This is a genomic window from Melioribacter sp. (genome assembly GCF_049325435.1).
In the GTDB taxonomy this organism is placed as follows: Bacteria; Bacteroidota; Ignavibacteria; order Ignavibacteriales; family Melioribacteraceae; genus Melioribacter; species Melioribacter roseus.
Map to the genome: position 1 here is coordinate 265,722 of NZ_JBMOLD010000001.1, position 24,450 is coordinate 290,171.

The window sequence follows — 24,450 nt, forward strand, 5'->3', positions numbered from 1 at the left end:
AGCCTCCTTTTAGATTAAATAGATATTTTACATCTTTCTAAAGAGTATTAATTAGAAATAAACGTGGTAATACTTTTCGGCTCCATTGAAAAGAACAATTTACCGTCCGATACGGTCGCGTTATTTCCCATTTCGCAATTCTTGTTTGCAGATGTGGTATAAGTTGTAAATGACGATACATTTTCGTTAATTCTAATGACATATTCCTTCTGGGAATCCGAAGAATTAATAGCGACGATAACGAGTTTCTTGGTTTGAGGGTCTTGATAAGCCGTAACGTCAAAGTTGCTTAAAAAAGGCGCCGTTTCGCTTTCCACTCTGTAGAAACCGGGACGAATAAACCTGGAAAACTGCGACATTACATAGCCTTTTTTGGTTATCTCTCCTTTTTTGCCGCTATTAAACTCGCCGTCGCTTATTGGTCCATAAAAACGCACAATATACCACCAGATATAAGCGCTCATACCGCTTTTCATGACGTCGTTAATTTCTTCTGCAACCGGAAAAGCCTCAGTCCAACTGTTTGGAGATACCTGATTATCGCTGCCGGTTAAATGTTCGGTCATCCAGATTTCTTTTCCTTTTTCTTCTGCAAGAGGATAAGGCGCAAGTCCGCCGCCGTAAATATGTCCCGCAAGTATATCCAGATTGGCGCACGCGAGCGAATCATTCAAAATTGGGTCGGATAATTCGCGTCTGAATTGATATGATTCCGGAGCCATTACTTTAGTTCCTACATCCGGAGCGTTTTCTCTCAAAAATTTAATCATCTGGTCGGCATTCCAATCGCACGACTCGTAGGTAACCGTTATGTCAGGCTCATTCTGCACGGAGACGGCATAAACAGGAACGCCCTGCGAAGCCATGTATTCGACAAACGAGTTCAAATGCGCCGCATAATCGTCGTAAGCGTCTTCTCTTAACTCGCCTCCCACAAGATTATTATTAGTCTTCATAGACGCAGGAGGGCTCCACGGCGAAGCGACTATAGTAACGCCCATTTCATGAGCTTTCTTTGCAGTGGGAACATTTGTACTCCACAAACTGCTTTGAGGTTGAATACGTATTCTTAAAATCGAAAAACCAAGCTGTCCGTCGCCCGTGCCGAATGCGGTCTCGATTTCCGAGTCGGTCATATCCGCCCGCCATTGAACAATATTGGCGGCTCCGTATCCTCTTATTATCTGACGTTTATTCTCCGTATTGACCGACGCCGTGGGCAGATACGAAACTGCGAAATTAATCGTCGTATCGTTTTTCAAATTTACCGTCCCGTATTCTTCTTCGATAACATACGGCATTGTATCGTAGCCGTTGCCAATTCGAACGGAGTACTCGTCGCTTTCTAATACGGCAGAGTTTTTATTGAGCTTTTCAAATGTAAAACCGGACGGCAAGGGAACAAGACCGCTTCCGTTTTGATTAAAAATCATCTTTTTAACTTGCGACTCTCCGCCGGCTTCCAATTTATAGAAATAAATTCCGTTTGCCACTTTCTGACCGACGCCGTTTCTGCCGTCCCATAGAATATTATGAGAACCTACATTTTGACGTCCGACATTGAATTTGCGAACTACTCTGCCCAGCACGTCATAAATAGTCACTTTCACGTCGGATTCTTTGTGCAAACCGTACGGTATTGCGGCGCTGGAAGAGAACGGATTGGGATAACTTTGCCCCAAGCTAAAGCTCGAAGGAATTGTAAAATCGCTTTCGACCGAAGTTACTATGTCGATTCTGTAATTGCCGTTATCATCGGTAAAGCTAGAAAATTGAACGGTAGTATCGGAACTATTTACAAAAGTAATTTTGGCTTTTTTTACTGGGAAACGCGATGCTGTTATTTTGCCGCTTACCGAAATAGTCTGAGCGACAGAATCAGAAAAGAATAAAGAGACGAAAAAGATGAGTAGGAATAACTTATAAGAAGAGTAGCAATATCGAGCCATAAAATAACCTTTTAGAAAATGATTAATATAAAGTTGCTTGCAATTTCTTTAAATGTTTTAATCTATATTGAATCGTTTCAATACTCAAAAGTAAGTTACGCATTTTGGATAAAAATTTAAAACAAAATCATACTTATTTTTTATTTGAGAAGTAAAAGTTTAGTAGTTTTATCAAAATTTAGACTCGATAATCTGCACAAATAAACGCCGGTAGTCAAATCGGCGGCATCGAATAGGACTTCATACTTACCTTTGATTCGATACCCTTCGAATAAAGTTCTTATTTCCTGCCCAAGCGAATTATATACTTTCAGACTTATAAAAGCGTTCTCGGGAATTCTATAAACTATTTTAGTAACCGGATTGAACGGATTCGGATAATTATGCATCAATTCATATTCTTTTTCAATAATATTTTGGCCTACTGAAGCAAGCGTGTCGGAAAGTTCCGGGGTTGTCCACGTAATCCAGCTCGACAAATCCGGGTCGTAAGGACTTATTTCGATATTAGTATTTACGGTATCGATATCGAGTAAGAATTTTTCGATGAATGCAGTAACTTCGGGACGTTGTACACCGGGCAATTGGCAGTGCTGATGACCAGCCACTTTCGAAAATCCGAAACGGTCGGGCACGCCGAGAGCTTTCCAAACTTCATGAGCGGCTTTACATGCCACGTGACCGGATTCTTCCGCTAACCATTCGTAATCCGGGTTGCCCAGCACCAACAAGGCGCGTGGTGCAATCATTGCCATCAATTCATGATGATCGTACGGCAATTTAGTAACGGCTGAATTAAAGCGTCCTAAATCCTGATGATACCATGCATAACCTTGCGCGTTTCGCAGTCGTTCCCTGCTGCCGGGCAATTTTTCGGTCACGCGCCATGCAGCGTCGCCTCCGCCGCCCGGCTCCTGCGCTATAGTCAATGCAATCCGTTCATCGAGCGCCCCGGAAAACAAAGCTATTTTGCCCGCATAAGAACAACCGGTTATAGCAAGATGTTTTAAATCGATTTTTGATTCGGGCGACATTTCAAGCGCGTCGATAATTCTGCTAACGCCCCATGCCCAGGCAATAAATTTACCCCTCTTTTTATCAGGATAAAGTTTATAAAACTGTCCGTCTCCACGGCTGCCCGACCAACCGTTGGTAAGCTGCCATTCCATAAAATGAATTGTGGCAATTCCCCTGCTTGTAAAAAGATCCTCCGGCAAACTGCCTGTCGGCGTAAATCCCACTCCTATAACCGCGGGAAACGGTCCTTCCCCTTCAGGTAGACTAATAGGCGCGTTTATAACCAGCGTATCGCCATTCTCGACAATAACAATTGTCATGAGAGTGTCGGTATATGTAACCGTCATATTCTCCGGTTTGGGAGGCTTAGACCCGAGTTCGTAATATTGAATTTCTTCGCCTATTTCAGCGCGCCGGCATCTCCATTCGAGTTTGCTCGTAATCCTGCCTCTGCCGTCAGACCATTCGAATGGGTCCGGCAGTTCGTTGATTACCGGCAGTTGACTGAATTCCGGCAACGGCGGTTTAGCGCAATCCGTACCCGTATTTTCAACTTCGTAAACCCGGGGCATCTCCTGTGAATACGCGTTTATAAACAAAAAGAAGAAAGCCATTAAAAAAATTACCAAGTTATTTGTTTTCATTATATTCCCCCATTTATTTTAATAGAAGTAATTTTATTGATTTGCCGGTTCGTCCGCCGGATATTTTACAAATATAAACTCCCGAAGAAAGTTCGGCGCCATGATTGCTTTTTCCGTCCCACCTGACGGTATGCGTTCCCGCTGTTTGATATCCATCAAATAAATTGACTACTTCCCTCCCGAGCTGGTCGTAAATTTTCAACGATATCTTTCCGTCGAACGGGATAGTATATTTTAATACCGTTGACGAATTAAACGGATTGGGATAATTCTGATACAATTCAAAATTCCCCGGTAAAATATTTTCCGTTGTTTCTTCAATATTCGTCGGATTTTCTCGAGGAATAAAACGCAAGGTTTGTATTCTGAACAATTCTTCCGACGAGTCGCCTTTAAATAAAAGATAAACGTCGTGCATACCATCTGCCTTGCCAACAACAGGCGCTTTGAATTCCTTGAAGTCGGACCAGCTTCCCGTATTTTCAATTTCAAGTTCGGAAATAATTTCGCCGGAAAGCGAGTCGATTCTGATTTCGATTTTCCCTCCCGAAGTATTTGACGAAGCCGAAACAACAATTGAGTCGGCAATAACCGGATATTCTTCCGCGCCCAATTCCACGCCGGCGTACATTGCCCAATCGTCGTTATTAATCTGACTCAAGAGATTCGGAGGGTATCTGTTGATCATTATTCTTGTGCCGAACTGATCGGCAGGCGAAGCCGCGTTAATATTTGTATATCCGTCGCGGTAAATGTAGAGATCGAAGTAAGCGGGTTTTCCGATTGTGTAAAGTCCCTGATAATTTCCCGTAAAATTATTAAACTGTGTCTGTTCTTTATCTATATCGGCGGCGTCAATTTCATTACCTACCTGAAACCATCTGATTCCGTCCGCGCTGTAATATCCGTACATCTTATGCTCATCACGCACGAGCTTTAACCATAATACCGCTCCGATATTATTTTCAACCTCGTATTTAATATTCTCAAAACCGAATGAAATAATTTTATTTCCCTCCGAATCCGCCGTAGAACAAAGTTTTACCTGATGAGTTTGAGGACCGTTAATAATCCATAATCCCGCTTCGTTCAAGTTCGATTCGGGTTCGAAATCAAGACGCGTAATTAATGAATAGTTATGCTCGCCGTCGTTTTTAATTACTGTATTTCTTCCTCCTCTTCCGATATTCGTAAGTTTTAACCAACCCGGACGTTCTGTTAGAGAATAGGCGGACGAAGGAGTATATCCCAGAAACGACCATTCGGGATGCAGTTTTTCGGAATCGAAATAATCCGAATGCGGAACAGCCCAGGGGATGCCGCCGCTCGGAAGGTCGGGCGCTATAGCCGCGTCCGGCGAAGGTCTCAGAATTTTCGGGAAGCCGTCATCGTCATAAATTACCTGGCAGAGTAAACCCTGACGTCCCTGAGCGTACCAACTGCCGCTATGATAACTATGCGCTATAACCCAGCTTGTGCCGTCGTCCAATTCAACAGCCGGCGAAATATGATTCGGAGCGCTGAAATTCGATATGCTTCCGGTAAAAATATTTGTTCCGATAATTGTCCATTTTGATTTATCGTCTGTGAGCGTGTCGCTCTTCATTACATATTGACTCCCTGCCAGATGCTGTGCAAAACTGTAATAATAGCTCCCGTTATGTTTCCACATTACCGGACCTTCAGCCCAGCCGTATGGATTTCCTTCCGAATCGGGATTGAGCCAGGTCAGATCGAGCACATTGCCGTTGGGTTGACCGTCTTCTCCAAGTTCTACTATATGATTGTTCTGTCGACCGTGTTTGGTTAACAAATACCATTTGCCGGTGCTATCGTCAATAAAAATCGAATTGTCGACGCCCAATCCGCTCATACCTGCGGGAACATTCATTCTTGTCGGCATACTCCACGGTCCTTCCGGCTTATCCGCTTTGACAAAATACATACTGCCGCCTCCCCTTCCGAAAAAATGCCAATATTTGTTATTGTAAAAGACCATGTGTCCGCCCCAAATTCCTCCGCCTGGACTATTGCCGTATTCCGACCATGAAGCCGAGACCGGTTGAGCTATCGCTTCCCAGTGTACGAGGTCGGTTGAATGATATATTTTGGGAGTCGGATTAAAAGACGAACCGGAAGTATAAAAATGATTCCCGATTTTAGTCAAAGTCGGGTCGGGATGATCGCCAGGAATTACGGGGTTCATATAAGTTTTCGAAGTCTGCGCTGTTAACGATAAATTAATTAAGAATAAGCACAGAAGATTGGAAATAACTTTGTTCATATCCCCCCCCCAAAAAAATTTAATTAATCGGCAAATACCCAGATGAAACATGAGCCGCCTTTACGGTCGGGACGCGCTCCTTCCGAATCTGCGGAACATAAACTTCCCGCATACGGATCCGCAAACAAATATTTGTGCGTTTTCAAAGACATCAACATAATTTCTCCCTTCAGCATATCAATCCATTGAAACGTCGAAGCGGAACCGTTTCCTTCTGTTTCAATTCTGACTTCAGCCATTTCTCCAAAATTCTTCACTGTTACATAGCCGCCCGTGGCAATTGATTGCAAAGCAATACGCCCCTCGCCTCTGTCGATCACGCGGAACAATCCATTCTCTCCTTCTGCAAATTTACTGTCGATTGGAACCGGTCTCAAAAAGTTTTTCCAATTAACAAGAATTGTACTGTCAGCGAGGCTAATCAATTTTATTGTTTTGTTATAAGGAATCGGCCGAGTTAAACCTTTGCATCGTGGTTCTATTATTTCGAAGAAGTCGAAATCCGCAAATCCGCCTTCGTTACATTCTTTATTAAAATTGAAAAGCGCATAACGGACGCCCTGGAAAGTTTTAAGCTGATACGGCAATATTATTTTGTCGTCTATTGTAATATAATTTTCTCCGTCCGTACTGTAACTCAAATAAGCAAAATCTTCGTCGAAGTTACAATATGCCCGCAGCCATATTTTATTTGTCACGGGGATTAAATTAATTTTTTTCTGTTTTTGTTGATTATAATACTGAAGCCGGTTATCGCCTTCTTTGTTTTTAGTTATTCCAATCCATGCATAAGGCAGATTCAAAAGAGCCAAACCGGCTATATCGCCTCGTTTCAGATTCGAGATATCGACAAGCGTAACAGCGTACGATTCGGGACCTACGGCTCTCTGAGTAAGAGTATTCCTGGCATACCAGAACGATTCGGCCGGCAGCGAGTGAAGCCGTAAAAATCCTTTGCGTTCATTCAACGACCATTTCTCGTCAACAGTAGCATGATTCCACTGCCATGCGTTTTTTAATTCCGGTCCGTCGAAATTATCGTCTTTTTCAAATGGCGCGTATATTCCGGATTTAACCGAAGTAAGCGGTTTACGCCAGCTTTTTGGAGAGCATTTAAGATTTCCCGGCAATCCCATATAAGGCCAGCCGTCTTTCCAAGTTACGGGACTCAAAACGGTAACCCTGCCAATCGAATTATAATCCATCATTGAAAAACCCCACCATTCGCCTCTATCCGTTTCCACAATTCCTCCCTGATGCATCGGAATACACCCCACATGATTTGACGGCGCTTTAATTAAATTAAAAGGAGGTCCGTTTTTAGTGTCCCACAAACGCCAGGTTGTTCCCATACCCATATTTTCTTCTGCGCTCATAACATTTATTTCATAGAGTCCGTATGGATTGTCCGCCCTGGCGCATACCTGATAACAAACCGGGTCCCAATTTGTAATTGTTATATAATATTTACCGTCGATTTTATAGAAATGGCATCCTTCGCCGGCGCCGCTGCCTGCCGGTATGATTATTTTTCCAGAGCCAGGAATAGTATCCGTTAATTCCGCATTTAACTCGGCAATCCGTATTTCATCATAACCCCAGACGACGTATACTTTACCGTCGTCGTCAAATAAAACGGAGAGATCGTGTAAAGAAACATTCATTTGATAATGCTCCCATGGTCCAGCCGGATCCGTACTTTTAAAGACCTGAGTCTTATGCCTGTTAACGTTGCTGAAGATAAAAAACATGCCGTTATGGTATCGGATGCATGGCGCCCAAAAACCTTGTCCGTATATCTCCTTGCCTTCTTCAAGTCGGAATTCCGGTCCCAGATCCAATCTCCTGCACGCATATCCCAATAATTTCCAATTTACCAGGTCTTTCGAATGAAGAACCGGCAAACCCGGCATTGTATGCATTGTCGTGCCGGTCATATAATAATCGCTGCCAACTCGAATCAAATCCGGATCGGAGAATTCTTCATAAAAAATAGGATTAGTAAATGTCCCGTTACCGTTGTCCGCATGCCATGTACAAATAGTGGAATCGCTCTGCCTCGGAATAAATGTCTGTCCCGGTAAGTTTATATTGGATATACCGAAGACAATCAAAGCGAAGAGAGTAATTTTATAGAGTCTCATACAAGATAGTTCTCGCGATATATTGATTCGAGAAATTAAATTATTTTAACGGCAACCAGACTTTCATTTTCCCGACGCCTCTGTTCGACCAGAGAAAGTAAGGTATCATTTTAATTTTTATGTCATTTCCTTCGATATAAATTACCGGAGTATTTTCCGACAAAATTTTCTCTTCTTTAACAAAGATTTTTGAATTCTGTGCGATGAATACATTTGAAAAGTTTTTGTTATCCGCTTCTTCTGCGCAGTAGACAAATGGGCCTAATTCTATAGCGACCTTATTTCTGTTTTCTTTTACTTTTTCATTTGCCAGTACTTTTTTGACTTCTTTGGGAAGGATCAAATCAACTTTGTCGCCTTTTTCCCATAATTTGGTAATAACCGCGTAACCAGAGGAGATATTCAGACTTTGCTCTTCGCCGTTGACAAGCAATCTGATTTTTCCGTTTTGTTTGTTCGCATAACGATAGAGATCTCCCGGCAACGGTATATTTCTCGACCATCCCGGTATTCTTATTTTTAATGTAAATTGCGTTGCAGCCTGGGGCTCTATATTTAACGTAACCTTGTAATCCAACGGATAAGAAGTTTTTTGAATAATCCGAACGTTTTTGTTTCCTAATTCGATATCGGCTTTACTGCCTACAAACAGATTAACATATACGCTGTCTCTGTCGACCGAGTAGATCAGACCCGGCAGCGAAGGAATAAACCGGATAAGATTTGTAGGGCAGCAAGAGCAATCGAACCAGGGTTGCCGGGTACAGGCGCCCATATTAAATTTATACTCCCCGTCGGATTCCAGAGGATTGGGATAAAAGAAATTTTTTCCGTCGAGCGATATTCCGGAAATCAATCCGTTGTAAAGGGTGCGTTCGATTACATCCGCATATTTGGAATCGCCCGTCATTTCGAATAAACGATAGTTCCAGTAAACGCTGCCGATAGCGGCGCATGTTTCGCCGTAAGCAGTCAGATTAGGCAATTCGTAATCATCTCCGAAGGCTTCGCCGTCGTGGCGCGCTCCCAAGCCGCCGGTAATATATGTCTTTTTATTTACGACGTTATCCCACAATGTAAAAACGGCTTTTCTGTAATCCTCGTCATCGTGCAGAACGGCAATATCGGTCATTGCGGCGTACATGTAAAGAGCGCGTACGGCGTGGCCCACAGCTTCTTTCTGTTCCACTAACGGTATATGATCCTGCGCGTATTCTCCGTATAATTTATGAGTTGTCGAGTCGCCTCGTATGTCGAGGAAAAACTTTGCCAACTCCATATATTCTTTTTTGCCGGTAATCTGGTAAAGTTTAATCAGACCGGTTTCCACAATTTGATGACCCGGCGGTTTTCTGATTTTATCAGGTCCGAAATTCTGAACCAATAAATCGGCATTTTTAATTGCTATATCGAGAAAATTTCTTTTCCCGGTGGCGTAATAATGAGCGGCTGCGGCTTCGAAAAGATGACCGCTGTTATAAAGTTCGTGACTGCTTTCGAGACTTTCCCATCTTTTTGAAGGCGGCTTTACCCACCATGCGGGCGGCTTTTGAGGATCAATTGTAAACCAGGTCGTCAAATAGCCGTCTTCTTCCTGTCCCGTTTTTATAATCGCTATTACCGAGTCGATGTAGTCTTCAAGTTCTTTATTTGGACTGCTAACTAAAGTATACGAAGCGCCTTCAATAATTTTATAAAGGTCAGTGTCGTCAAAAGGCATTTTCCCCCTGTATTCTCCTTTCTTTTTGCCGCCGGCTATAAGAAAGTTGTCCATTCTGCCTTCCTCTTCGCACTTTTCGAAGGCATATTTAATTGTGGTTTCCTGGATTGTTTTGATTTTGGGCAGCCAGAAATCGTCGTTGATTGTAACGCTCCTGATATCAACCGGAGATATGCGGTATCCGCTCCGTTTAATTTTATCTTGCGGGAAAATTAAAGCGGTTAGAAGCAAAGCAAACGAAATAACTTTCATTTATAGATCCTCTGATTTGAGTCTATTTCATAAGTACAATTTTTTTTGCGTCGATTTTATTTCCGACTAACAGCCTACATATATAAATACCGCTTGATAATTTGTCGGCGTCGAAATTTACCGAATACTCTCCGGCATGTTTGAAACCTTCAAACAGAGTAACAATTTCTTTGCCCAATAAATCATAAATTTTCAAGGATACTTTATCGGCTTTGCTAATCTCAAATGATATTCTGGTTGTCGGATTAAACGGATTCGGGTAGTTTTGCTCGAGTATGAATCCTACTTTTTTTTCGTAATTATTTCGTTCTTTAATATCCGTAGCGTCGCACAGATTGATTGCCGCTTCGCCCTCGCCCAGCGGCAAGAACTGTAAGTCCGAAACAGCTAATTTGTCCAATCCAGCTCCGTCTTCTCTGTACGATACTGCGATAATATGTTCGCCGCTTTCCAATTCAAAACTATCCAATAATTTCCATTCCCACCCGTTTGAAGCCAAACCGTTGTACATACGGTAATCTTCGTTGTCTACGCTTATCCAGAATGAATCGTCGTTATAAGTGGGACAATTAACGCGAGCCATTAAATAATAAACTCCCGACGTATCAATCGAAAACGGTATTGTAATAATATTTTCATCTCCTGTCGGAGCCTGATTCAAACTTTCAAGTCCGCTGCGGATTGTTACATATTTACTATTGGAGGCATTGTCGTCTTCAATAATTTGCCAATTACTTCCCACTGTGCCGCATTCGGATTCCAGAAAGATCGAGTGTGATTGATATTCAGCAATAAGAGAATCGGTTTTGGTAAAGAGAGTCAAATCGACAGCTTCAGCAATCATTCTATGCCCCGTTTCATTGGGATGAAGGTGGTCGCCCGTGTCTGCTTCGGGTAAAAGACTCAACGTATCCTCAGGATTTCTTAAAGCTCTGTCCAGATCGATTACAGCGTCAAAATAGCCCCCCGTTCTTATCCACTCGTTGACTTTTTGTCGAGCGGCTTCGCGCGTTTCCGAAAAATAAAACGAACCTTTCATCGGCAGTAACGTTGCTCCGTAAACATAAATTCCTTTTGAATGAGCATGATAAATCATCTGTTTATATGCTTCGATTAAATCGTCGGCAACGTCAATACTGTTCGAACCGCCGATATCGTTAATCCCTTCCAGAATAATTAACCATCTCACGCCGTTCTGATTGAGAACGTCTCTCTCGAATCTGCTGAGGGCTGACGGTCCGAGACATTGTCTTAATACGCAATTTCCTCCTATGCCCGCATTCAGCACAGCCACCTGTTTTGTTTCCGGATTGGCTTGTAATCTTTTTGCAAGTTCGTCGGGCCAGCGATTCTGCTTGTTCGTTCCCGATCCTCTGCCGTCCGTTATCGAATTGCCGAGCGTTACGACTGCGAAGGCTGAATCCGGAGCCAATACATCAATCGTATTGATTACGTACCAATGATCGGTCGTTACCGCGCCCGCAAAATCTTCTTTATCAACGTTGTTTCCGGCAAGAATATACGATGTCGTTCTCGATCCGGGATGCCCTGTTACGTCTCGGGAAGTATTGCCGAAATAAATTGTAATGGCAATGTCGGTCAAAGGCGTTAAGTCGAATTCTATAGGGTCTGAAATGACGGCGGAACCCGCCGCCATTGTTACATCCGGTTTGCCGTTAAACGAAAGAGCTTTATCCGTCGATTTATCGATTACGCCGTTTCCTTTTGATACAGCAACATGGGCAGAATTTATTGTAACGGGCGAACCGCTGAATTCATTGGAGAAGCGGACTCTCAACACATCGCCTCCTAACGAAACCCGCACGATTTGACGAACAGTATTATTTGTCAATCCCGGTGGGTCCGGCGGATTATTCTGAGGTTCCACCAACTGCGGCGAAGTTGTCCACGTACCGACCCATTTTTGATTTTCAGTATGTCCGTATACTGCTATACACGATATAAGCATCAATGCCAGAAAATTTTTTCCCACGATACCTAAAATTTTCACAATATTTTTCATCCGTAATTCCCCTGTGAATTTTATGTTATGACATCTTTAGTAAAATATTTTTACTACCGCTTCTTTTATTTAATAATAATTTTTTCACTTAACCTGATATCTTCCGAGGAACTGCCGATAAGAATTTCCCAGGCGCCTTTTTCGACTACAAAATCATTCTCGTATGTACTGTAAAATGCCAACTCATCTACAGGGATTTTAAATTCCAATACCTTGCTTTCTCCCGTTTGCAGCGTTAGCCTTCGGAATCTTTTTAATTGTTTACGGGGGACCTTAAATTTAGCGTCTTTACAGCTAGCATAGATCTGGACAACCTCGTCGCCATTACGATTGCCAACGTTAGTAAGCCTGAACTGTAATGAAAGCGTGTCCGTTTCATTCAGAGTATTGCTCACAATTTTCAGACTGTCATATTTAAATGTCGTATATGATAAGCCGTGACCGAACGGAAACAACGCCTGTTCGTTCAGGTACATGTAAGTTCTGGGATTATTAATAATATCATAATCAGACATAGGAGGCAACTGTTCTGTCGAAGCGTAAAAAGTTTGAGGTAGCTTTCCGCCGGGGTTATAATCTCCGAAGAGGACGTCGGCAAGCGCCTGACCTCCGAATTCACCGTTATACCAATTTTCGACAATTGCTTTAGCGTACTTCTCTGCGCCCGCCAATGCAACAGGACCGCCGTTAACCAGGACAATAACAATATTGGGGTTGACTTCCGCCGTTTGCTTTACTAGTTCCCGTTGAACGGACGGCAACTCGATTTCTTTTCTGTCGAGCTCTTCCTGCGATATTCCCGGAGTAATGCCAAGGACTAAAATAACAAGATCGTTTTCGGCGGCAATCTTTTTTGCTTTTTCGAAATCCTTTTGCCCCAGGTCCCATGTTAATCTGGCTGTAGCCCCCAACGAATTATCAAAATATTCGAATACAACATCGTACTTTTTACCCGGGAGTAATTTAACTTCGGCGGCGATCGGTTTTTCGCCGTGTTCTTTCCAATCGTCAATAATCAATTTATTGTCGATATAGAGCCTGACGCCGTCGTCGCAGCTCGTTCCTATATAATTAATAGTATCGGGAGGAATGATAGTTCCTCTCCACCTTACAGAGAATTTATCTGAGGGAACTCCATCGGCAGGCGAGTTCATGCCGAACGAAAAATCAATAAGCGAATCCACTTTGGTTATTACGGGCGTCCCTTCCAAATTCATGTTGTCGAAATACTCGCCCAATAAACCTTTAATGCCCTTTTCTTCTATCACACCGAAGTATTCGGGGTCGATTGGTTTTAATAATCCACCGCCTATGTCGCAACCTTTGACATAGCCGACCCGGATATCGAGAGAATCGGCTTTGTTTTTAATTCCTTCGAGAGGACTTATTAAAACGTTTGGAAATCCGCTATAGATGCCTAATTGCGCCTCCCGCGCATTCGGACCTATAACAGCGATTGATTTGATTTTACTTTTATCAATCGGCAGTATATCGTTGTTTTTCAGAAGCACAATCGATTTTCGGGCGGCATCCAGAGCAAGCCGTCTGTTTTCCTTGCTGTCTAATTTGTCTTTTCCAATTGAGGAATAAGGCACAAGTTCCGGCGGGTCAAATTCACCCAGTCTGAAACGCGCAGAGAGCACTCTGAACAAAGCGCTGTCGATATCCTTTTCGCGCAACAGATCTTCATCGAGCGCGTCTTTAATAAACTCGCGATAAGCCTGTCCGCAGTTCAAATCGCATCCGGCAAGAATGCTGCGGGCTACCGCTTCCGCGCCGGTCTTGAAAAATTTATGACCATAGAGCATATCGTGAATAGCTCCGCAGTCGGACACTACATAACCTTCGAATCCCCATTGACGCCTTAATAAATCCGTCATCAAAAACATATTGGCATTGCTCGGCACATGATTCAATTCGTTATAAGCTCCCATTATAGAATATGCTCTGGCTTCAACTATGGCGCTCTTGAATGCGGGCAAATAATACTCGTAAAGATTTCTCATATCGACATCCGAAGAGCCCGTATGCCTTCTTTCCTCTTCGTTGTTTGCAATAAAATGTTTCGGAGTGGCGACTGTCATTAAATAATAGGGATGGTCGCCCTGCATTCCTTTAATAAACGCCACTCCCATTCTTGAAAGAAGATAAGGGTCTTCGCTGTACGATTCTTCGTTTCTGCCCCAACGCGGGTCTCTTGCTATATTTATTGTAGGGCTCCAATAGGTCAATCCTTTGCCGTAGAGCCGATTGAGGGCGCGGGCTTCGTCCGATACAGCCGTAGCTACACGATTAACAAGCCGAGGATCCCAGGTTGCCCCAAGCGCAATAGCCTGTGGAAATGAAGTTGCGCCTTCTGCCAAAACTCCGTGCAGCGATTCATTCCAGTAATTATATGCTCTTAACCCTAATCTTGGGATGGAATCCGCCTGATTTGTCAGTTGTTTTATCTTTTCTTCCGTGGTCATCAGTGAAATCAGGTCGTTCAGTCTTTCCTTGTAAGAACCTGTCGTAAACGCATTAACTATTACATAGTGACTGTCAATCGTCCCGTTGCTTTTCATAATAGAATAATTGAATAAATAGTAACCCGGGCGTGAAAATACAACTTCGGTTTTATTGCCGGAAGGATTCTTAACAATTACTCCGGCGTTATTTACGCAGTTCCAGCTTACGAATTCCGCATCGGAAGACAATATGCCGTTTAACGTTATCGACTTATTTTCTTCCCAGTTAAGAAAATAATAATCTTCGGAATTAACGCGTTGAGCATAATTATAATTTTGGAGTGTAAAATAAAGGAGAGTTAACAAGAATAATGGAACAATTCTTTTCATAGCATTATCCCCCCATATTAAAAAATAATGTTCATTACTATGCCGGTTATTTAAGAAGTACCAACTTTCTTAAAGCCGAGTAATTTCCAGCAATTAGTTTGTAATAATAGACGCCGCTGGAGAGCGTTTCTGCGCTAAAATTAAGCGTATGTATTCCCGCAGGTTTTTCAGAATTTTCCAGAGTAACAACTTCCCTTCCGATTTCGTCATACAATTTCACAGTTACGTGGGAAGCGACAGGTATGACGTAGGAAATTTTTGTGGTCGGATTAAAAGGATTGGGATAATTCTGATACAACTCATATCCCGTCGGAAAGCTGTCGTCGCTTTTATTTGACGTAATTATAGGACGCACTCTATAGACCGAATGACCGGCTGTAATAAACAAAGTTTTATTATCCGATTCCCCCCATGCGCAATTAGACGCCGAGACATTCGAAGGCAGGTCTATTTTTCCAATAAGTTTGGCTTCGGGAGACACAATCCAGACCGCCGACGAACAGGTAACATATAAATTTCCATCTTCGTCAACTTTCATACCGTCCGCGTATCCGTTCACCGGTATTGTATAAAAGAGTTTTTTATTTGCAATAATCGAATCGTCAACCACATCCCAGACATAAATCTTATGCACCCTGGAATCATTAACATATAATTTTTTTTCATCCGGCGAGAAGCAAATACCGTTAGGGAGTTCAAGTTTATCGAGTAATTGAATACTTCCGGAAGGACTAATCCTGTAAATCCCGTTAAATGTCAGTTCTTTGTTTTTAGGTCCTCCCGGAACATTGAAATCAGGATCTGTAAAGAATATTGAGCCGTCCGATTTAACAACCAGGTCGTTGGGACTGTTAAATCGTTTGCCTTCGTATTTTTCAGCCAATGGAGTTTGAGAGCCGTCTTTCTCGAAACGCACAACTCGCCTCAATCCCATCTGTCCGGCTATGAGTCTGCCTTCCAAATCATAAGTCAATCCGTTGGTGCTGTCCGACGGATCCAAAAATATTTCCTTACCTTGCTCAGGGGTCCATTTGCAAATTTTATTGCCTTTGATATCTGAAAAAAGCAATCCTACGCCTTCCTTCCATACAGGACCTTCGGGTTGTTCTATTCCGGTTACAATCTCCTCAACTTTTGCATTTGTATCGATTACTATTTGCGACATTACATTATTTGCCGTTATAACGAATAATATTAGAAGCGGTAAAATTTTAGATCGCATGCGTCTGCCCTTTTTCATTTATTTGATATTTTTAATTTTACTTTTGATACAGCATTTTGATGGACTGACTGAAATTACCGGACTCCAGCCGGCAAATATAAACTCCGCTTGCCAATCCGGTAGCGTTCCATTGCAAACGGTGCTCGCCTGCAGGCGCTTCTCCTTCCATAATGGTTTCAACTTCTCTGCCCGTTATATCGTACACTTTTAATCTTATATACTCACTCGCAGGCAAATAAAAAACAATCATCGTAGAAGGATTAAACGGGTTGGGATAATTTGCGCATAATTTAAAATCGGAAGGTTTTTCCGGATTTTTATTTTGATCCACGCTTGTAATTAAATCTTTTCCGTCGCCGACAATATTGATTTCGCTCAGGCGATTTGTCCCGATTCCTTTTTTATAAAGAAGGTCGAGATAATTATCGCATTCCCTGTCGCCGTAACTGTTTTTTGCCGGCAATTTTAATTTTTCCGCTTCTGGATCGAGTCCCATCAAATGAGCGGCTATTGTATCGGTAGCGACGGGGTCTTTTCCTGCAAATAATACGTGACTTGCAGAAGGAGCAAAACTCGGATTCCAAACACCTTCACCTCCGATAGCGTTTTTAATGCCGTCGCCTATTGAGAGGTCAACGGGTCGAGCTGCGTATAAATCGCATATCGAACGAGGCAAAAATTTTGCCGACGATCCGTTAGTAGGGCTGTGAATGGCTTGTCGTCTATATTGAATTTGTTGTGTAGTATAATTTACTTGCGGAACGGAGCCGACCTGATTCTTAATTGCGCACGTAATACCGGCCTCGGCGTGCTGCTTCAATTTCCCGATTGAAACATAGACGTCGTTATTAACAAGCAATTCGTGCATTCTGAAGCTCGGAAAATTAAAATAATCGTCGCCGGTCGGAACATCAACAAAATTCCCCTTACTGATATCCGTCAACTGGCAGCCCAGGTCTTTAGCGATAGAAGTATATCCGTCATAAACCGGATTGTCGAAAGAATCGTAGCTGCCCAAGCTTTCCACAATAATAATATTATTAGGAGATACTCCCGAATCGATTATCAATTCGGCCGCGGCTCTGACAACCGTAGAGTGGCTCCACATAGCTTCTTCGATTGTAGCGTCTTTCAATTTATCATTTGCAGCGCTCCCCGAACCGCCGGTAAGATTAATTTTAATAACTACTTTTTTATCCGTACCGAATAAATCCGAAATGCCTCCAATCTGGTCAAATAAATATTCCATTTTTTGTTTGACTCCTCCGTTGACGTCATCATATTCATAATTATCAGCGGGCGTATTTAATGTATTTGTAATTGCCACAGTTGATAAATTGAATTTTTTATTTAAGTCATATGCAAAGATACCGGACGGTTTTAAATACGGTATAGTAAAGAGCCCTGCAAAAGCAATGCTGCTTTTTTTAATAAATTCACGTCTGCTCGAGCTGACGCCCTCGTTATTTCCCGACTTTTTCATTCCCCCTCCTTTTTATTATGAATTAGAAAGTATTAACGTACCAGCAACATGAATTATCATTTTAATGCTTCCTAAAATCTTTAATTAAAAATTCAACATCCGTTATTTGTAATTAAACATAATATTTTATTCGGCATTTATCAAAACGCTATCCCCTAGTAATCCTTCGGAAGAAGCTCTTAAGATAATTTTACCTTTAGAGCCCTCAATAGAGCGGACGATTACCAATGCCAGTCCGTTAAAAGCATTACGGTTTTTCGACGGGAACGGAATCATACAAGTCGGATCGCCATTGTCAGTAGCGACTATTTCGCCGGGTCCCTCTATTTCAAATTTAATCATATTAGAGGCGTTCGGGACAATCAAACCGTTTTCATCTTTAATTCTAACCGTAACAAAAGAAAGATCCGAACCGTCCGACTTGATAACGCTTCTATCGGGGATTAACTCGATCCGAGCCGGGTCGAGCGTGGTTTTCACACTATCGCGAGCCCATATTTTGCCGTTCTTATAAGCGATAACTTTTAATTCGCCAGGTTCGTAAATAACGTCGTCCCAGCGTAAGCGATATTCGTAATCACCCTTTTTCTTTTTGCCCAAAGACTTTCCGTTTAGAAATAACTCGGCTTCGTCGCCTGATGTAAAAACATGGACAGGCGTAATTTTGCCCGCTCTCTCCGGCCAGTTCCAGTGAGGCAGAATATGAGCCATCGGATAATCGGGACGCCAATATGACTGATATAAATAGAACCTGTCTTTTTTAAAGCCGGTAAGGTCGATAACTCCGAAGTAAGAACTGCGCGCTTCGTAATAAGGCGTGGGTTCGCCGAGATAATCCCATCCGCTCCAGACGAATCCGCCCGCTACGTACGGATGCCTGTCGAGGGATCCAAAAACTTTATCGGCAGACGAGCCGAAATCAGCCGTATATAATTCATAAGCGCTTACGTATTTTCTTACCGGGTCGCCTCCTATCGTATCTCTGATAGGCGAGCTTATTCCCTCGTAAACGGGGAACAAATACGTGCCTCTGCTGCTCACCGCCGCCGCGTTTTCGCTGCTCAGGATTACTTTATCGGGGAATTTTTTATGGAAGTCGTCGTATAACGGTTCGGTTTTAATCCCTTTTAAGTGCGCATACGCAGGCGCATTCCTGATGCCTTCGCCCTGATAATTCAGACTGATAAGGTCCATTACTTGAGGAAAGGGCATATGCGGTTTGGCGTAATTCATTGCCGCCGTAGCTGGTCTTGTGGAATCTTCATCTTTGACAATATCATAAAGATGTTTTGCCAATTCGGCGCCTTCCATATCAGTATATTGCTCTCCGACTTCATTACCGAAACTCCAGATAATGACAGACGGATGATTTCTGTCCCGTCGAATGAAAGCTCTTAAATCCTGCTCGTGCCATTCGTGAAAAATAAGATGAAAATCGAGCGGCGTTTTCTTGCGTTCCCATACATCGAAAATTTCATCCACTACCAGGAAGCCCATCTTGTCTGTTAATTCAAGAAATTCCGGCGCAGGCGGATTGTGAGCAAATCGTATTGCATTACACCCCATATCTCTTAACAGTTCAAGTTGACGTTCGGCGGCTCTTACGTTAAACGCAGCTCCTAATGCTCCGAGATCGTGATGTAGATTTACTCCTTTAACTTCAATCAATTCGCCGTTAAGAAAAATACCTTTATCGGGCTCGAATTTTAATTCTCTTATTCCAAATCGAGTAGTGTAATAATCAACTAACTTCCCTTCCATTAATATTTTTGTTTCGGCAATATAAAGATTCGGCTCCTGATTAGGCGGTATTCCCCAAAGTTTCGGATTGTTTATTTTAATTGTTTGATTAACAATTCGATTGTTTCCCGCTTCAATCTCTATGCTCGATAGATAGTCTTTTGCAATAAGACTATCGATTTTATGTCCCGATTTGTCAAGAAGATAAATTTCACTAACAATATCGGCTATAACTTTTTTATTAGATTTATTATCTACTTTCGTTTTGATATTTACACCTGCGGAAGATTTACTCACGCTATCGGTGGTAATAAACGCGCCCCATTGCGCCACATGAACGCGATTTGTTTTTACCAGCCACACATTTCTGTAAATACCTCCTCCGGGGTACCAACGCGAAGATTTGGGAGGATTATCCAGACGTATTGCTATAATATTTTCTTTACCGAAATTTATATACGGAGTAAGATCAATTCTGAATGAATTATAACCGTAGGGCCATCCGCCTGCAAGGTATCCGTTAATCCACACCATAGCATACGACATTGCGCCGTCCACATCAAGGTAAATTTGTTTAGTCGAATCATGACCTGGTATAAAAACTTTTTTTCTGTACCATGCTACGCCATGACTCGGCAATCGTCCCATACCGCCGCCTACTTCTGCATTTTCTCCCTCGTAAAACGGTCCTTTAATCGCCCAATCGTGGGGTAAATTTACCTGCTCCCAAAGACTGTCGTCGTAATTCAATTGAACGAACGGAAAATCTTTGCCGGGATTGCTCTCCGGTCTTTTATAATGTTTAGATTTATCTTTAAGAAACTCGTTGCCAGTGGGCAGTATCCATGGCTTAAGGACATCTTTCCGATGATCAACTTTTTCAGCTTCGGTCGGCATAGCATCCGCAGGTTTGTCATCTTTATAATCAGTTACAGCAGGTCTCGCATCGTAAATCAAATTATCGGCATCTGCCGCATTATTATATTTAAAAAATTTCCATTCTTTGTTCAGTAAAATTTTTTCTCTTACGTTTTTTTCATTTGTCGCTTTTCCGTCGGTATAGACGAAGTCATTACATAACAATGAAATAAATAATATTAATGAAATAAAAAATTTACTTATTCTCATACTATATATGATCCCATAGATTCTTAAATAAGATTTATGCCCCAGTAAATTCCTATAGACTAAATCGAATTATAGATAGATGTAAAAAATAATAATAAACAGCCCGCACGAGGCGGGCTGTTATAAACCTCCGATTAAGGAGCTGTTATTTTATCAACATCAATTTCTTGACGCTATAAAATTCACCGGCTTTAATGGTATAGAAGTAGACGCCGGATGCAAGGTTAGAAGCGTTGAAAGTAACTCTGTGATAACCGGCGCTCATTTGTCCGTTTACTAATTGAGCTACTTCTTTGCCCAATGCGTCATAAACAACCAGTTTAACGTCGCTGGTTTTCGGTAATGCGAATTCGATGTTGGTTGTCGGGTTGAACGGATTCGGATAATTTTGACCGAGCGAGTAATCAGTAGGTATTGTAGAAGATAATGTTTCTACAGAAACAACCGAATCCGGAATCTCAATCGGAGCTCCCAGATCAACCAATACATCGATCAGATTTAATTGAGTAGCAGTTGCCAGGTTGTTGAGCGCAATATTAAAGCTGTTGAATTTAGTAATCGGATTCTTATCGTCGACAACAATTCCGCCGAAATTATATGTTCCGTCTTCTTTGTAGATATAATAACGGAATTCGACATTTCCGTTTTCTTGCGGAGCAACTGAGAATGCAAAGTTGTACATGCCTTCCGTAGCAACAGCGCCGGCAGGTTTCTGACGTGTTTCAGCCAGAACATAATTTTCCGGTTCGTTAGTGTTGAGCCACGTTCCGTTGACAATACCGCCAACAGTACCCATTTGGTCAGTTCCTTCGCCCCATACGGTTAAATCGTTGCCGCCGCTGTGAGGAATAACAAGGTAACCCGATGCGCCCGATTCGGAACCATCCCAGGCCATTCCGTTTTCTGTTTCAACTAACCTTCCGGACTCCTGATAGAATAGTCCCATTCTAAGTGACGACCATCCTTCAAAACCTCCGCCTACGAATTCCATTTTACCGGTAACAATCATGGCTCTGTCGACTTTGGGAGTAACATCAATCGGGAATTCGCCTCTTAATGCAGCCCAGCCGAACGGTTTTTTAGCGCCGTGCATTGTAGCATTGCCAATCAATTCAACGGGTTCAAGCGTCCAACCGCCGGTTCTGTCGCCAATGAATCCCCAATCTCCCACATAAAACTCCTGCCATGGAGCTTCGGGAACTGTAATCGGATCGCCTTTATCTACTTTAACTGCAATTAATCTGAACTCTCTCATTTCAGTTTCTATACCGTCACCTATACCAAAGCAGATACCGTTGAATTTGGTGGTTACCTGGGCAGTGTCAATTACAGTGCCGCCGAACCAATATTTTTTATCTTTATGGTACATATACCAGCGAATTTCATTTGTACCGTCGGGCAAAGGTTGAACGGAGATAGCGAAATCATAAACTCCGCCCTCGATTACAGCGCGAGCCGGAGCCTGCTCTATAGCTGCGATAGGCCATCCATTGTTGCTCCAAGTGCTGTTCCAGCCGGAGCCGCCATTTATCGTCCAAATTGTACCGGCTCCGCCGGCTCCGTTAGCCATATCGGTGGTTCCGGAACGCGGAGTAAATTCATAACCGTAATGAACTCCAGATCCGGTCCACTCTGCCGTAGGTGTAAAACGATTTATTAATTCTCCTTCGTCTTCCCAATAAGTTAAAGCATATCGTAAACCTACATAACTTTCGCCGGGTCCATCGCCTACGTATTCAAATTGACCGGAGACAATGACAGCTTTATTAGTTGAAGCCTCGACAGTAGTTCCAAAACCGCCTCTGATAGTAGCCCAGCTTGGCGGCGGACCGTCGGCGCCCATTGCTGCATCGCCTACTATTGTGTTGGAATCCACGAGTATTGGCCAGCCTTTACCGCGATTTGTTGCTCCCCAAAGCTCGACATAGAATGGTTCCCATGGCGCTTCGGGAACTACAATCGGATCTCCGTAATCAACTTTAGCTGCAATTACTTTGAATTCTGTCCAATCGCCGGTATTAATACCGAAACAGATACTATTGAATTTGTCCGTTGTAGCGGTATCTACAATGCTTCCGCCGAACCAGTACTTATTATTCTTTTCAATGAGATACCATTTAATTTCAGTATGTGTGTCGTCTACTTTTCTTAAGGAAAATGCAAATTTGTAAGTGCCGGGAATAATCTGCGCGTTTCTCGGAGCCTGTTCGATTGCGGCAATCGGTTTACCGTTATTGCTCCAGGTGCTGTTCCAGTTTCCGTTATTAATAGTCCATACGGTACCGCTGCCGCCGTTTCCGTTCGACATAGTTCCGGCTCCGGTACGCGGATGGAAGCCGTAGCCCCAATATTTTCCGCCTACCCAAGCTGCCGAATCTGTGAGCGGATTTTCAAGTTGACCATTTTCCATATATGTTATAGCGTAACGGATAGGAGTATAACTGCTTCCGGCGCCTTCCGTACCTACGAATTCAAGTTCGCCGGTAACAATTAATGCTTTGTCCGTTTTTAATTCGAGGTCCTGACCGAAACCGCCTTGCACGGTTGCCCAGCCGGCTCCATTCAAAGGAGTTCCGTCGCCGGCAATAACAGCGTCGCCAACAAGAGTGTTTTCGTCGTTTTTAATCGGCCAATATTTACCCTGTGCAGTTAATCCCCAATCTTGCAAATAATATGCTTGCCATGGGGCTTCCGGAACGGTAATCGGCTCGCCGAGTTCGGCTTTAACGCCCATAAGTTTAAATGCGGTCATATTTGTTTCGATGCCGTCGCCAACTCCGAAGCAAATACCGTTGAACTTAGTACTTACCTGAGCGCTGTCGATAACAGTGCCTCCGAACCAATATTTTTTATCGACATGATACATATACCAGCGGATTTCGTTTGTGCCGTCGGCTAAAGGTCGAACCGAGATGGCAAAATCGTATACGCCGCCTTCAATCACAGCGCGAAGCGGTTTTTGTTCGACAGCTGCAATGGGACCGCCATTATTGCTCCAAGTACTGTTCCAACCGCTGCCGCCGTTAATAGTCCAAACGGTTCCAGCGCCGCCGGCGCCGTTAGCCATGTCCGTAGTTCCGGAGCGGGGCGTAAATTCATAGCCATAATGAACGCCGCTGCCAGTCCACATAGCCGAATCGGTATAACGGTTTGCCAATTCGCCTTCGTCATCCCAATAGGTTAATGCATAACGCAAGCCTACATAGCTTTCACCGGGTCCATCGCCAACATATTCAAATTGACCTTTAACAACTACAGCCTGGTCTTCGGTTGCCTGTAATACTTGTCCGAATCCGCCTCTGATAGTAGCCCAGCTCGGCGGCGGACCGTCGGCGCCCATGCCTCCGTCGCCAGGAGGAGTATCTTCTCTGTTAAGAATAGGCCAACCGGTGCCTCGGCTTGTAGCGCCCCATAATGTAACAAATGCAGGGTCTACCGTACGAGTCACTATGATGTTGTCAATCCATATTGTACTATTATCGTTTTGAGCTCCTCCAAACATAAATTTAAGCTGATTATTGGGAACGCTGATATCAGCCGTCATTTCGAACGTAAAAGTTTGAGGAGTTGTAGTTACATAGGCAGTATCATCCAGATATTTGGTATAAGGATCTCCGTTGATCTCAAAAAGAGCATTTATTGCCGCATCTTTACTAGCTACAGCCATGAAAGACAAAGTATATTTGTAGCCTGCAACCAACGGCAAATCGGCTACGCGTTGAATACGCCACATTTCAACGCCGCCTTTGACGATTTCCGCCTTATATGAATTAGCGCCGGAAAGTTTTCCGGTATTGTCAATCGAAAACGTGACGGTGGCTGAAGCTGCGTCGATCCAGCCATTTGTCCACATACCGTCGCCATTATCGAATTCGTCGGATAGGACAACTTCCTGGGCCATCAGCCCGGAGGCCATCCAAACGACTAACAGTAAAACAAGTTTTAGATTTTTTAACACGATTCTACCTCCCTATTTTGTGTAGAAATTTATTTGTATGCATTTAACA

The 24,450-nt window shown here is 43.0% G+C and carries 11 protein-coding genes; all 11 read right to left on the bottom strand.

What is annotated here, in order from left to right:
- Positions 1 to 47: 47 nt before the first annotated feature.
- The 11 genes from ACOYVE_RS01150 to ACOYVE_RS01200 all read right to left on the bottom strand — a co-directional run bounded on the left by ACOYVE_RS01150 (position 48) and on the right by ACOYVE_RS01200 (position 24,401).
- Entirely contained in the window at positions 48 to 1,949 is a 1,902-nt protein-coding gene (locus tag ACOYVE_RS01150) for a FlgD immunoglobulin-like domain containing protein (RefSeq protein WP_014856752.1), read from the bottom strand.
- A gap of 140 nt (positions 1,950 to 2,089) precedes the next feature.
- Positions 2,090 to 3,610: a T9SS type A sorting domain-containing protein gene (locus tag ACOYVE_RS01155; protein ID WP_014856751.1), complete on the bottom strand. Its 1,521-nt coding sequence runs from the start codon at positions 3,608 to 3,610 to the stop codon at positions 2,090 to 2,092.
- Positions 3,611 to 3,623: 13 nt separating this feature from the next.
- Entirely contained in the window at positions 3,624 to 5,894 is a 2,271-nt protein-coding gene (locus ACOYVE_RS01160; RefSeq protein ID WP_014856750.1) for a family 43 glycosylhydrolase, read from the bottom strand.
- A 23-nt stretch (positions 5,895 to 5,917) separates the two neighbouring features.
- A complete protein-coding gene (locus tag ACOYVE_RS01165) occupies positions 5,918 to 8,038 on the bottom strand; it encodes a glycoside hydrolase 43 family protein (RefSeq protein ID WP_014856749.1) in 2,121 nt (706 codons plus the stop codon).
- A 40-nt stretch (positions 8,039 to 8,078) separates the two neighbouring features.
- Positions 8,079 to 10,010: a glycoside hydrolase family 127 protein gene (locus ACOYVE_RS01170; RefSeq protein WP_014856748.1), complete on the bottom strand. Its 1,932-nt coding sequence runs from the start codon at positions 10,008 to 10,010 to the stop codon at positions 8,079 to 8,081.
- Between the two features lie 22 nt (positions 10,011 to 10,032).
- The gene (locus ACOYVE_RS01175) at positions 10,033 to 12,033 is read right to left on the bottom strand and encodes a GDSL-type esterase/lipase family protein (protein ID WP_422880565.1); all 2,001 of its coding nucleotides are present in this window, start codon (positions 12,031 to 12,033) and stop codon (positions 10,033 to 10,035) included.
- A gap of 65 nt (positions 12,034 to 12,098) precedes the next feature.
- Positions 12,099 to 14,870 (bottom strand): glycoside hydrolase family 3 C-terminal domain-containing protein, encoded by a 2,772-nt coding sequence (locus ACOYVE_RS01180; RefSeq protein WP_422880566.1) that lies wholly within the window; start codon positions 14,868 to 14,870, stop codon positions 12,099 to 12,101.
- A 46-nt stretch (positions 14,871 to 14,916) separates the two neighbouring features.
- Positions 14,917 to 16,092 carry an SMP-30/gluconolactonase/LRE family protein gene (locus ACOYVE_RS01185; protein ID WP_422880567.1) on the bottom strand — a complete coding sequence of 392 codons (1,176 nt, stop codon included), beginning with the start codon at positions 16,090 to 16,092 and terminating at the stop codon, positions 14,917 to 14,919.
- 37 nt (positions 16,093 to 16,129) lie between these two features.
- The gene (locus ACOYVE_RS01190) at positions 16,130 to 17,575 is read right to left on the bottom strand and encodes a DUF362 domain-containing protein (RefSeq protein WP_014856744.1); all 1,446 of its coding nucleotides are present in this window, start codon (positions 17,573 to 17,575) and stop codon (positions 16,130 to 16,132) included.
- A gap of 126 nt (positions 17,576 to 17,701) precedes the next feature.
- Positions 17,702 to 20,443: a beta-galactosidase GalB gene (gene galB / locus ACOYVE_RS01195; protein WP_014856743.1), complete on the bottom strand. Its 2,742-nt coding sequence runs from the start codon at positions 20,441 to 20,443 to the stop codon at positions 17,702 to 17,704.
- A gap of 145 nt (positions 20,444 to 20,588) precedes the next feature.
- Entirely contained in the window at positions 20,589 to 24,401 is a 3,813-nt protein-coding gene (locus tag ACOYVE_RS01200) for a T9SS type A sorting domain-containing protein (RefSeq protein ID WP_051015876.1), read from the bottom strand.
- Between the last annotated feature and the right edge of the window lie 49 nt (positions 24,402 to 24,450).

What these genes read in the sequence shown, in the direction of transcription:
- ACOYVE_RS01190 (WP_014856744.1), bottom strand. Translation starts at nt 17,575, where the DNA reads ATGAAAAAGTCGGGAAATAACGAGGGCGTCAGCTCGAGCAGACGTGAA.
- ACOYVE_RS01155 (WP_014856751.1), bottom strand. Translation starts at nt 3,610, where the DNA reads ATGAAAACAAATAACTTGGTAATTTTTTTAATGGCTTTCTTCTTTTTG.
- ACOYVE_RS01170 (WP_014856748.1), bottom strand. Translation starts at nt 10,010, where the DNA reads ATGAAAGTTATTTCGTTTGCTTTGCTTCTAACCGCTTTAATTTTCCCG.
- ACOYVE_RS01160 (WP_014856750.1), bottom strand. Translation starts at nt 5,894, where the DNA reads ATGAACAAAGTTATTTCCAATCTTCTGTGCTTATTCTTAATTAATTTA.
- ACOYVE_RS01165 (WP_014856749.1), bottom strand. Translation starts at nt 8,038, where the DNA reads ATGAGACTCTATAAAATTACTCTCTTCGCTTTGATTGTCTTCGGTATA.
- ACOYVE_RS01185 (WP_422880567.1), bottom strand. Translation starts at nt 16,092, where the DNA reads ATGCGATCTAAAATTTTACCGCTTCTAATATTATTCGTTATAACGGCA.
- ACOYVE_RS01150 (WP_014856752.1), bottom strand. Translation starts at nt 1,949, where the DNA reads ATGGCTCGATATTGCTACTCTTCTTATAAGTTATTCCTACTCATCTTT.
- galB (WP_014856743.1), bottom strand. Translation starts at nt 20,443, where the DNA reads ATGAGAATAAGTAAATTTTTTATTTCATTAATATTATTTATTTCATTG.
- ACOYVE_RS01180 (WP_422880566.1), bottom strand. Translation starts at nt 14,870, where the DNA reads ATGAAAAGAATTGTTCCATTATTCTTGTTAACTCTCCTTTATTTTACA.
- ACOYVE_RS01175 (WP_422880565.1), bottom strand. Translation starts at nt 12,033, where the DNA reads ATGAAAAATATTGTGAAAATTTTAGGTATCGTGGGAAAAAATTTTCTG.